The organism is Tenacibaculum aquimarinum (assembly GCF_022478115.1).
Classification (GTDB): domain Bacteria; phylum Bacteroidota; class Bacteroidia; order Flavobacteriales; family Flavobacteriaceae; genus Polaribacter; species Polaribacter aquimarinum_A.
Genome location: NZ_JAKGSC010000003.1, coordinates 1 through 12,008, shown reverse-complemented (window position 1 = coordinate 12,008; position 12,008 = coordinate 1). Strand labels below are relative to the sequence as shown.

General features: G+C 31.0%; 13 protein-coding genes. 9 read left to right on the top strand and 4 right to left on the bottom strand.

Annotated features, from left to right (window positions below; genetic code table 11):
• Window positions 1-58 precede the first annotated feature (58 nt).
• From L1S33_RS08225 to L1S33_RS08215, 3 genes are all read right to left on the bottom strand, one after another.
• Entirely contained in the window at window positions 59-583 is a 525-nt protein-coding gene (locus L1S33_RS08225) for a hypothetical protein (protein WP_240561980.1), read from the bottom strand.
• Window positions 584-733: 150 nt separating this feature from the next.
• On the bottom strand, window positions 734-2,632 hold the full coding sequence (dnaK, locus tag L1S33_RS08220; protein WP_240552916.1) for a molecular chaperone DnaK: 1,899 nt from the start codon (window positions 2,630-2,632) through the stop codon (window positions 734-736).
• A gap of 139 nt (window positions 2,633-2,771) precedes the next feature.
• Window positions 2,772-3,377 carry an NUDIX hydrolase gene (locus tag L1S33_RS08215; RefSeq protein WP_240552917.1) on the bottom strand — a complete coding sequence of 202 codons (606 nt, stop codon included), beginning with the start codon at window positions 3,375-3,377 and terminating at the stop codon, window positions 2,772-2,774.
• Window positions 3,378-3,387: 10 nt separating this feature from the next.
• Here L1S33_RS08215 and pyrE point away from each other — a divergent pair, with 10 nt between their 5' ends.
• Entirely contained in the window at window positions 3,388-4,029 is a 642-nt protein-coding gene (gene pyrE / locus L1S33_RS08210; protein WP_240552918.1) for an orotate phosphoribosyltransferase, read from the top strand.
• A gap of 53 nt (window positions 4,030-4,082) precedes the next feature.
• Window positions 4,083-4,472, top strand: a complete 390-nt coding sequence (locus L1S33_RS08205) for an elongator complex 1 family protein (protein WP_240552919.1) — start codon at window positions 4,083-4,085, stop codon at window positions 4,470-4,472.
• A gap of 77 nt (window positions 4,473-4,549) precedes the next feature.
• Here the strand turns inward: L1S33_RS08205 and L1S33_RS08200 are convergent, their stop codons facing one another.
• A complete protein-coding gene (locus L1S33_RS08200; RefSeq protein ID WP_240561979.1) occupies window positions 4,550-5,281 on the bottom strand; it encodes a biotin--[acetyl-CoA-carboxylase] ligase in 732 nt (243 codons plus the stop codon).
• Between the two features lie 98 nt (window positions 5,282-5,379).
• On the opposite strand from L1S33_RS08200, the gene rsfS reads away from it, so the two are divergent.
• The 7 genes from rsfS to L1S33_RS08165 all read left to right on the top strand — a co-directional run.
• Window positions 5,380-5,748: a ribosome silencing factor gene (gene rsfS / locus L1S33_RS08195; RefSeq protein WP_072554288.1), complete on the top strand. Its 369-nt coding sequence runs from the start codon at window positions 5,380-5,382 to the stop codon at window positions 5,746-5,748.
• A 25-nt stretch (window positions 5,749-5,773) separates the two neighbouring features.
• Complete coding sequence (gene ftsH, locus L1S33_RS08190) at window positions 5,774-7,732, top strand: ATP-dependent zinc metalloprotease FtsH (protein WP_240561978.1); 1,959 nt, start codon at window positions 5,774-5,776, stop codon at window positions 7,730-7,732.
• A gap of 21 nt (window positions 7,733-7,753) precedes the next feature.
• Complete coding sequence (locus L1S33_RS08185; protein WP_240561977.1) at window positions 7,754-8,338, top strand: hypothetical protein; 585 nt, start codon at window positions 7,754-7,756, stop codon at window positions 8,336-8,338.
• A gap of 2 nt (window positions 8,339-8,340) precedes the next feature.
• On the top strand, window positions 8,341-9,135 hold the full coding sequence (locus L1S33_RS08180; RefSeq protein WP_240561976.1) for a phosphatidate cytidylyltransferase: 795 nt from the start codon (window positions 8,341-8,343) through the stop codon (window positions 9,133-9,135).
• Window positions 9,132-9,410, top strand: a complete 279-nt coding sequence (locus tag L1S33_RS08175; RefSeq protein WP_240552924.1) for an acyl-CoA-binding protein — start codon at window positions 9,132-9,134, stop codon at window positions 9,408-9,410. Before L1S33_RS08180 ends, L1S33_RS08175 begins: the two co-directional genes overlap by 4 nt.
• Entirely contained in the window at window positions 9,407-10,015 is a 609-nt protein-coding gene (locus L1S33_RS08170) for a YceI family protein (RefSeq protein WP_240552925.1), read from the top strand. Before L1S33_RS08175 ends, L1S33_RS08170 begins: the two co-directional genes overlap by 4 nt.
• A gap of 143 nt (window positions 10,016-10,158) precedes the next feature.
• Window positions 10,159-12,008, top strand: a 1,850-nt coding sequence (locus L1S33_RS08165) for a hypothetical protein (RefSeq protein ID WP_240561975.1), incomplete at its 3' end; no start/stop codon positions are given.

Sequence of the window (12,008 nt, the reverse complement as noted above, 5' to 3'; positions counted from 1 at the left end):
GGCTTTATAGACTTTTAGATTGTTAAAATTTCAGATTACAAATTTACGGAAAATGAATTTATTTATACATTCTTTTTACTTCTTGTAAAGTTTTATTTGAACTGATAAATTCTGAAATAACTTTAAACTGTAGTTCTTTAATTTCTAAATCGAAATATTGCGCCCATTTATCATCTTTAAGTAAATGACGCACCTGTTTTATTCTTTTCTGAGCTTCAGAAAACGAAAATAAATGATTTGTTCTACTTTCTTTTTTAGCTTGAATTTTTGCGGTTTTTAATTCAAAATCAACTTCAATAAAATAGATTTTTTCGCTTGAATTTAACGGATAAAAATCTGACCATTTTGCAAAGCCAATTACTGTTTGTTGGTTTTTATATTTTTCTTCAGTTATTAATTTCCATCTGCAATTAGCAACTCTTCCCCAATGATTCGATTTTCTATAAACACCTTCCACTGTATAAAAATACAAACTGTCTGATTTACTTTTATAATTGGTATTTTCCGGAATCTGAAAATTATCTACTTCTGTAAATTCACAAAAAGTATGTTTAAAGAAGTTGGTTTTGTTATAAGTTTTCAAAAGAAAATAGATTGAATTAAAAAACGCAACCAAATTAATGATTGCGTTTTTATTATTTTAAGAAAATATGTTTTTCTTTTTAGAAGATCCCAAATCAAGTTTGGGATAAGCGATATGTAAGAATTTGTAGAAACAAATTCAACATCCTGCTTACTTTACTTCTTCGAAGTCTACATCTTCAACATTGTCTCCTTGATCTGCACTTGCAGCTTCTGGTTGACCTTGTTGTGCTCCTGCTCCTGCTGCTTGTTCTGCTGCATACATTTCTTCAGATGCTACTTTCCAAGCTTCGTTAATCTTTTCCATTGCAGCATCAATTTGTGCAATATCTTTAGATTCGTGAGCTGCTTTTAATTCAACTAATGCTGCTTCAATTGGACCTTTTTTATCATCAGATAATTTTTCTCCAAATTCTTTCAATTGCTTTTCAGTTTGAAAGATCATTCCGTCTGCACCATTAATTTTTTCTGCAGTTTCTTTTGCTGCTTTATCTGCTTCTGCATTTGCTTCAGCATCTTGTCTCATTTTTTCGATTTCAGCATCAGATAAACCTGAAGAAGCTTCAATTCTAATTTCGTGAGACTTGTTTGTTCCTTTATCTAATGCAGAAACTTTAATAATTCCGTTTGCATCAATATCAAAAGTTACTTCAATTTGAGGAACACCTCTTTGTGCTGGTGGTAAACCATCTAAATGGAAACGACCAATTGTATTATTATCTGCAGCCATTGCTCTTTCACCTTGTAAAACGTGAATTTCTACTGATGGTTGGTTGTCTACTGCTGTAGAAAATACTTGCGATTTCTTTGTAGGAATTGTTGTGTTTGCATCAATTAACTTAGTGAAAACATTCCCCATAGTTTCGATACCTAAAGATAATGGCGTTACATCTAATAAAAGAACGTCTTTTACCTCTCCAGTTAAAACTCCACCTTGAATTGCTGCTCCTAAAGAAACAACCTCATCTGGATTCACACCTTTACTTGGCGATTTTCCGAAGAACTTTTCTACCGCTTCTTGTACAGCAGGAATACGAGTTGAACCACCAACTAAGATAATTTCATCTATCTCAGAAATTGATAAGTCTGCATTTTTTAATGCTGTTTGACAAGGCTCAATTGTTCTTTTTACTAAATCATCAATTAACTGCTCAAATTTTGCTCTACTTAATGTACGAACTAAGTGTTTTGGTCCGCTAGCAGTTGCAGTAATATAAGGTAAGTTAATTTCAGTTGATGTTGTAGAAGATAATTCAATCTTCGCTTTTTCAGCAGCTTCTTTTAAACGTTGTAAAGACATTGGGTCTTTACGTAAGTCCATTGCTTCTTCAGCCTTAAACTCTTCCGCTAACCAGTTAATAATTTTTTCATCAACATCATCTCCACCTAAGTGTGTATCTCCGTCAGTAGATAATACTTCAAAAACTCCGTCTCCTAATTCTAAGATAGAAACATCATGTGTTCCTCCTCCAAAATCAAAAACAACAATTTTCTTGTCTTCATCTGCTTTGTCTAAACCGTATGCTAATGCTGCTGCAGTAGGCTCGTTTATAATTCTTCTTACTTTTAAACCTGCTATTTCACCAGCTTCTTTTGTAGCTTGTCTTTGTGCATCGTTAAAGTATGCTGGTACAGTAATTACTGCTTCTGCAACTGAAGTTCCTAAATAGTCTTCAGCAGTTTTTTTCATTTTCTGTAATACCATTGCAGAGATTTCTTGTGGCGTATATAAACGTCCATCAATATCTACACGTGGTGTATCGTTATCTCCTTTTACTACTTTATAAGGAACTCTTCCTGCTTCTTTAGAAGATTCAGAAAATTTATTCCCCATAAAACGTTTGATAGAATATACCGTTTTTGTTGGGTTAGTAACTGCTTGACGTTTTGCTGGATCTCCAATTTTACGTTCTCCACCTTCAACAAAGGCAACTACAGATGGTGTAGTTCTTTTTCCTTCTGAATTAGGAATTACAACTGGCTCATTACCTTCCATTACAGAGACACAAGAGTTTGTTGTTCCTAAATCTATACCAATAATCTTACTCATAATTTATGTTTATTAATTTTTAATTCAATTTTACGAGTAAACAATAGTCAAAGTGTGTGCCAATAGCTTTTAAAATGGTTTTTGGCAGAAATGTTAAAAAATAAATAGGAATTAAATGACATGATGTCATAAAAAGAAGCTAATTCGATTCTTTTTGATAGGTTTCATAGACCAAACCTACATTTACAAAAGTGTTTTGTAATGCTAGTAATGTACTTGTATGATTTTTAAAAACGGCTTCAACAATGCCTTCTTCTTTTTGAGGAACTGGTTTACCTTTATAATTTGTATGCATTAAAAACCAAAAGGTTTCTTTTAGCTTGGCTTTATTATTTTTATAAAATATATGATACGTAGCTGTTAAAAAAGAGTCTATTTTTAAATTAAAAACGCTACACTCCTCTTCTACTTCTCTAATTGCTGTAGTTTCAATATCTTCTCCTTCTTCTACACGTCCTTTGGGCAAATCCCATTTATTACCTCTATAAATAAATAAAACTTCTTTGTTCTGATTAAAAACCAATCCACCAGCAGCTTTAACTATCTTAAAGTTTTCTCTAAAATTACTCCAAGCTTGTTCTAAATTATTGGTAATAAGGTAAACTCCTTTTATGTTTTCAGTTTTAAATCTATAAATAATTTCATCTATAATTACTTCATCAAAAGAATAGGTAGGAAATTTTTTATCCTTTTGTGAAGAATCTGTAATAATTATAGGCTTATCATTTACAAAAACTTTATACATTTGCAGTACTATGAGTTTAAACAAAGATACATCAAAAAAAACTGCTGAATTATTACTACAAATTAAAGCAATAAAATTGAGTCCTAATGAACCTTTTACTTGGGCTTCTGGATGGAAATCTCCAATTTATTGTGATAATAGAGTAACATTATCTTATCCCCCAGTTAGAAACTTTTTAAAAGAAGAAATTGCTAAAATAGTAGAACTAAAACATGGAAAACCAGACGTAATTGCTGGTGTTGCAACAGGTGCAATAGCTATTGGAATTTTAGTTGCACAAGAATTAGGTGTTCCTTTTATTTATGTTAGGCCAGAACCCAAAAAACATGGTAGAAAAAATCAAATTGAAGGACATTTGGAGCGTGGACAAAATGTTGTTGTAATTGAAGATTTAATTAGTACTGGAAAAAGCAGCTTAAACGCAGTAAAAGCTCTTAAGGAATGTGATGCAAATGTAAAAGGAATGGTTGCTATTTTCTCTTACGGATTTGATATTGCTACTGAAAATTTTAAAGAAGCAAATGTAGAACTTACTACACTTAGTAATTACGAGTTTTTATTAGAACAAGCATCAGATAGTAAATACATAAATGCTAAAGAATTAAGAACACTAGAAGACTGGAGAGTTAATCCTAGTCAATGGAAACAATAGTTTGGCAGTATTTTTGAAATAAAGTAAACCGTAACACTAAAAAAAACAAAAAAATGAACATCAAAGGAAATACAGTATCAGTAAAAAAATCTCAAAAAGAAATGTTTGAATTTTTAACTGACTTGCAAAATTTTGAACAATTAATGCCAGAAAGCATTCAAAAGTTCGAAGTTGATGGAGATTCATTTATTTTTGGTTTAAAAGGAATGCCAGAAATTAGACTGGTTTTAAAAGATACTACGGAATATTCTAACATAACTTTAGGTGCAGCAAGTAGTAAGTTAGATTTTGAACTAGTTACTGATATTAAAGAAATTGATGCCAATTCGAGTGAAGTTACTTTAGATTTTAATGGTAAATTTAATATGATGATGGCAATGATGGTAAAAAAACCATTAACAAGCTTTATTGAAACATTAACTGACAATTTAGATAAATTATAAAATAGAATTTTAAGCTTCCAGTAAGCGGGAACAATAATTTAACCGAAAAACTGACAAGTAACCTTGTCAGTTTTTTTTTATAAAAATTTTATTTCCTTTAAACCAAAATCTTTTACCAATTCATCTTCTAACTCAACCTGTAATTTTCCTTCTGAAGAAACACCTACTATTTTACCCATAAATAAGTGTTGGTTAATTTCATCTCTAAACATTGATGGCCTATTAAATTTACACAAAGAACTTAGGTAATCTCTTTCCAACACAACAAAGTTCTTCTGCTCTAAATTTCTAACCTGATTTTTTAAGTTAACAATCATCTTTTCTAACAACTGATCTAAATCAAAATCAGTTTGCTTAATTATTTTTAATGAAGTTGCATTTGGCAGTTCATTAAAAATAAGTTGATTCACATTTAAACCAATTCCTATTATTGAAGAATTAATTTTACCTTTCTTAAGTTGATTTTCTATTAAAACACCACACAATTTCCTATTATCTGACAGAATGTCGTTAGGCCACTTTATAGTTAACTTAGGTAAATCTAAAGGCTCTAAGGTATTAAAAATAGCCAAACTTATTGCGAAATTTAAATACTTTTGATGTAGAATCTCCAAACTATCAAAACAAACAAAAACACTGAATGTCAGGTTTTTAAAAGACTCAGATTGCCACTTTTGCTGTACTTGACCACGCCCAGAAGTTTGAGCATCTGTTACTACAACTGTAAAGTTATCTAGGCGAGATTCTTTACTTAATTCTTTTAAAAAAGAATTGGTAGATGTAGTGGTATGAAGTTTGATTAATTTCAAGTGTAAAATAGACTGTTAAATAAAGACTAAACTAGTGTAATTTTACACAAAAAACTAACAAAAAAACAGTAAATTTGCACTAAACTTAAAATTTCTGAATGACTAAAAAGCAAGTAAGTACAGACGAATTAATCTCCGCTATAATTAAAGGAATTGATGATGTAAAGGGAGAAGATATTCAACTTTTAGACTTAAGAGAAATAGAAAACACTGTTTGCGATTATTTTATAATTTGCAGCGGTACTTCAAACACACAGGTAAATGCCATTTCTGGTTCTGTGCAAAAAGGTGTAAGCAAAGAGCTTAAAGACAAACCTTGGCACATTGAAGGACAAACAAACTCTGAATGGGTATTAATGGATTATGTAAACGTTGTTGTACATATTTTCCAAAAACAAGTACGTGAGTTTTACGACATAGAAAGTTTATGGGGTGATGCAAAAATCACAAAGATAAAATCTGTGTAAAACTTAATTTTTTCAAAAAAAATTTATGAGCCAAGATAAAAAAGACACTAAAAAAAACGCGCCTTTTAAATTCAATTCTTATTGGATTTATGTGCCAATTGTAATTTTCCTTTTAAGCTTAAGCCTATTTAATTCAGGTAGCTTAGGAACAAAAAGAATTTCTAAAAACGAATTCTTTAAAGTTTTAAAAGATAATGAAATTTCTAAAATTGTTGTAGAAAACAACAGTTTAGCTCAAATTTATCTTAAAGAAGAAGCGCTTAAAAAAGCAGAATATCAAAAACAAACAAAATCTGTTTTATACAAATCAGAAGCTCCTTTTTTTGAATATAATTTTGGTGATTTACAAAATTTTGAAAATGAAATCGCAAAGATTAAAACAGAAAGTAATTTAGATTTCGATAAAGAAAATATAGAACGAACAAGTATGATTGACACTATAATCGGTTTTTTACCGTTTATACTTTTAATTGGTATTTGGCTGTTTTTTATGAGAAGAATGTCTGGTGGAGCTGGCGGAGCTGGTGGAGGCGGACAAATCTTTAACATTGGTAAGTCTAAAGCAAAATTGTTTGACAAAGACACTAAAGTAAAAACTACTTTCGAAAATGTTGCTGGTTTAGAAGGAGCAAAAGAAGAAGTACAAGAAATTGTAGATTTCTTAAAGAACCCAGGAAAATACACCGCTTTAGGTGGTAAAATACCTAAAGGAGCATTATTAGTAGGACCTCCAGGAACAGGAAAAACATTATTAGCTAAAGCCGTTGCAGGTGAAGCTGATGTGCCATTTTTCTCTTTATCTGGTTCAGATTTTGTAGAAATGTTTGTTGGTGTTGGTGCTTCTCGTGTTAGAGATTTATTTAAACAAGCACAACAAAAATCTCCTTCAATTATTTTTATTGATGAGATTGATGCTATTGGACGTGCTCGTGGAAAAAATAGCATGACTGGCGGAAATGACGAAAGAGAGAACACACTAAATCAGTTATTAACTGAAATGGATGGTTTTGGAACTGATACAAATGTAATTGTATTAGCTGCCACAAACAGAGCAGATGTTTTAGACAGTGCATTAATGCGTGCTGGACGTTTTGATCGTCAGATTTATGTAGATTTACCAAACATAAATGAACGTGAAGAAATTTTTGAAGTTCATATAAAACCTTTAAAATTAGCAGACGATGTTAAGGTGAAGTTTTTAGCACAACAAACTCCTGGTTTTTCAGGTGCAGATATTGCAAACATGTGTAATGAAGCTGCTTTAATTGCTGCTAGAAATAGTAAAAAAGCAATTCATCATCAAGATTTCTTAGATGCTGTAGACAGAATTGTTGGAGGTTTAGAAAAGAAAAATAAAGTAATTACACCAAAAGAAAAGAATGTTATTGCTTTTCACGAAGCTGGTCATGCAACCGTTAGTTGGATGCTAGAACACGCTGCTCCATTAGTTAAAGTAACTATTGTACCTCGTGGACAATCTTTAGGAGCTGCTTGGTATTTACCTGCAGAAAGAATGATTGTTCAAACAGAACAAATGTTAGATGAAATGTGTGCTACGATGGCAGGTAGAGCAGCTGAAAAAATAATGTTTAATAAGATTTCTACTGGTGCATTGAGTGATTTAGAAAAAGTTACCAAACAAGCTAGAGCAATGGTTACTGTTTATGGATTAAACGATGAAGTTGGTAATGTAACCTATTATGATTCTTCTGGAAATGATGGCTTTGTAAAACCTTACAGTGAAGCAACTGCTAAGAAAATTGACGAAGAAATATCTAAAATTATTGAAGGACAATACATTAGAGCTATAGAAATCTTAAGTTTACACAAAGATAAATTAACTGTTTTAGCAGACAAACTATTAGAGAAAGAGGTTATCTTTAAAGACGATTTAGAAAAGATTTTTGGAAAAAGACCTTTTGACAAAGAAGAAACTGAAACTAATACCCAACCTCCTAAAGAGGAAAATGAACTATTAGATTAGTACATTTTTTTAATTAATAGTATGAATTTTTTTAAAAAAATATTTAAAAATACCGCTCAAGAGAAAGAAGAGATTAAACAACAACCTGTAAATCTTTCTCTTGACGATAACTTTGTGCATCACTTTATTAATAAAGGCGGTAAGTTTTTATATTGCACTAATAAAGATGAAGTTATTTCTAATTTGAAAAATATTTTATTGGAAAATAATTGGAAAAAATTAATCTGTACAGATATTGATTTACCAAAATTCTTAACTAAGATTGATGTTAATTTAACAAATTCACTTAAAACAAATGCTCCATTTTTTACAACCTGTGAGCACTTAATTGCAAATAAAGGAGATATTTTATTTTCATCCAACCAACTAAGAAGTAAAAAGTTAACAGAACTATCAGATCATTTTATTGTATACGCAACAACCAGTCAAATTGTTAAAGATACAGGTGAAGCATTAACAGGTATTAAAACTAATTTCGGCGGAAATATTCCAACAAACATTAGTGCTGTTAAAGAATATACACTCAAAAAAAATGACGATAATTTCATGAATTACGGTAACAGTAATTCTAAAAACTTATATTTGCTACTCTTTGAAGATTTATAAGAATGAGCAACCTTATTACACGAGCCGCTTCAGGTGTAATTTACATTTTACTTTTTTTAGCAGCAATTCTTTATTCTAAAGAATCGTATGTTATTTTAATTACAATATTTGGATTATTATCAGTTTGGGAATTTTCTAAACTTGTTAAATTAAATAGTATTGTTCCATATTTATTTGTAGGTTTTTTAGGGTATGCAGCTTATGCAAAAAATGACAATAAGTTAATCTGGATTCTTCTAGCATTTTGTTTAATTTGTGGTATCCGATTAATAATCTACCTATATTCTAAAAAAAACAGTTACCCTACACACAATTTTGAAAAGCTTGACCTATCAGTAAGATATATTGCATTTTCATTTTTCTTTTTACTCTTAATTCCATTTACTACAGGCAACTATAATCCATATATAATAATTGGTATTTTAGTACTTATTTGGGTTAATGATAGCTTTGCTTATCTTATTGGAAAAAATTTTGGAAAACATAAACTTTTTGAAAAGGTGTCACCAAGAAAAACTATTGAAGGTTTTATTGGTGGATTAGTTTTCTCAACCTTATCAGCAATTATATTATCTGAATACATTCCTGTTTTTTCAACATTAAACTGGGTAATTATTGCTTTAATAACCTCTGTATTTGGAACCTTAGGAGATTTAGTAGAATCTAAATTTAAACGCCAAGCTAATGTTAAAGACAGTGGAAACATAATGCCTGGTCATGGAGGAATTTTAGATAGACTTGATAGTTTGTTTTTCTTGGCTCCTTTCGTATATTTATACATTAATTATTTTATATGATTATCCCAGAAAACTTAAACACAGCATTTGACGATGCTTTCGAGAAGGTTTCTAAAGTTAGATTTGAAATGGCTCCAGATATTCGGCTGCAATTTTATGCCTACTATAAACAAGCAACTTCCGGAGATAATTTTGCTCACAATAGAGAGGCAAATGTAATAAGTGCTTTTAAATTTAATGCTTGGATGCAGTTAAAAGGAATGTCTGTAATAGAAGCTAAGAAAGCGTATATAGAGTTAGCGAATAATGTTTTAACCCAAAATAAGAACCAATGAAAAAATTAATAATCTTACTAATAGCAGTATCTTTTTCTTTTCAATTTACAGCTTGTAAATCAGAAGTAAAAAAAGAAATAGAACCAGAAAAAACAGCTAAATTCTCTTTAGAAAATGCAGAAAACAATATTGGATGGACAGCTTATAAAACAACTGAAAAAATAGGCGTTAATGGTCAATTCAATAAAATTGACATTACAAAAAACGGAGAAGGTAATTCAATTAAAGAAGCAATAAATAATGTAGAGTTTTCAATTCCTGTAAGTAGTATTTTTACAAAAGATAAAAGTAGAGACTATAAAATTCAGAAATTCTTTTTCGGAATCATGGAAAACACATCATTACTTTCGGGTAAATTATCTTTAACTGATGAAACTAATGGAGTTGCAGAAATTACAATGAACGGTATTACTGAAAAACTTCCTTTTACATATACTATTGCAGACAAAACGTTTTCAATGACATCAATAATGAATATAGAGAATTGGAAAGCTAATAAAGCTTTAGCATCATTAAACGAAGCTTGTAAAGATTTACACTCAGGTGCAGACGGCATATCTAAAACATGGAATGAAGTTGCACTTAATATAAGTTCTACTTTTTAATCTAATAAGAAAAAAAAATAAAAAAGAGGTTTAGAAAATTCTAAACCTCTTTTTTTATACATAAATTTTAGATTCATTTTTTTTTTGTACTTTTCCCATCGTTATATTAACAATACTTTTTTAACCCCTACAACTAATCTGTAATGAAGAAAATTACCCCTAGTTTCTTAAGGCTATTTATTGCTTTTACCTTTCTATTAACTTCAAACTTTTTATCAGCACAATTATTACCAGCAGACGTTCCTTCTGCATCTCAATATCATAACTCTAGTAAAAAATATATTGAGTACATTCCTGGGAATATGCCAGTAATAATTTCTGCTCCACATGGTGGAAGATTAACACCAAGTGAATTACCAAACAGAGGTTGTGGTACAAATGAAATGGATGATAATACTGATATTTTAATACGTGAAATTCAAAAATGGTGTTATCAACAATATGGTCTTTACCCACATATTATTGTAAATAATTTACGTAGAACAAAATTAGACCCTAATCGAACGCAAAGTGTTGCAACTTGTAATAATAGTACTGCAGCAATATATTACAATGCTTTTCACGACTTTATAGATGACGCTAGTGCAGACGTAACTGCCAAGTATGGAAAAGGTTTATATATAGACTTACATGGTCAAAGTCATTCAATTCCAAGAATAGAAGCTGGTTACAATTTACCTTCTAGTTCTTTTGATGAGGATTTAGACAACACCTCAACAAATGCAACTGAATTATCTAGAGTTACAATTAAAAATCTTATTGAGAATAACATTCAAAATTTAGGCTTTGAAGATTTAATTAGAGGAGCACAAAGTCTTGGAGGTTTAATGCAAACAACAGGAGGTGCTGAATATGCTGGTTTAGGACATGCAGGTTGCGGTAGGTCTGTTGGTTATAGAACAGTTCCAAGCCATATTGGCAATGGAGGACAAGGATCTTGTGATGATACAAACCCTGGAAATTATTCTTACTTTGCCGGAGATTACTACAACAACATTCGACATGGATCAGGTGACCCAAGTACATCAAATAGTACTTCTGGTGGCGGTTCTCATAACGGTGGTGGTGGAACTATTGATGGTATTATGACTGAAGTAAACCGTAGAGTTAGAGATTTAGGTAATACATATTCTTCTACATATGGCTATACAGATACTCGTAGTACAACTGTCCCTTATTTTGCTAGAGATTATGGTACAGTAATAAAAAACTATATAGACGCTCATTATAATGATTTTTCTAATTTTTCTTACGGAAGCTCAAGCTATGACACAGCTGATTCAGACCCAACACCAACTATAAGTGGAATTGTAGGCGGAACTTTCTCATCAACATCTGGCTTATCAATTAACAGTTCTACGGGGATTATTGACGTTTCTTCAAGTACAGTAGGAAACTATACGATAACATATATAGCGCCTAATATTCATACATATTATCAAAAAACATTTAGTATTGAAATAACCAGCACCTTGGATGACGCTTCATTTAGTTACAGCAAAAACAATTATTGTAAAGATGAAACTAATCCTACACCAACAGTAACAGGTGAAACAGGTGGAACATTTTCTTCAACGACGGGATTAAACTTTATAAGCACCAGTACTGGTCAAATAAATTTATCAACATCAACTGCAGGAACCTATAATATTACTTATACAACTCAAGATCCAGGACAAAATTCTGATGCTTTTGAGATTACCATTAATACGTTAGACGACGCTTCATTTAACTATTCAGCTGCTGCGTATTGTTCAGATGATACTGATCCAACGCCAACTATTACTGGTCTTAATGGTGGAAGCTTCTCTTCTACAAGTGGATTATCAATAAATAATGGAACTGGTGCAATTGATGTATCAGCTTCGACTCCAGGAACATATTCTGTAACATATACAACTAGTGGAACCTGTCCAAATTCAAGTGCTGTTTCTGTAACTGTAAACGCTTTAGACGATGCTTCATTTAATTATTCAGCTGCTGCGTATTGTGC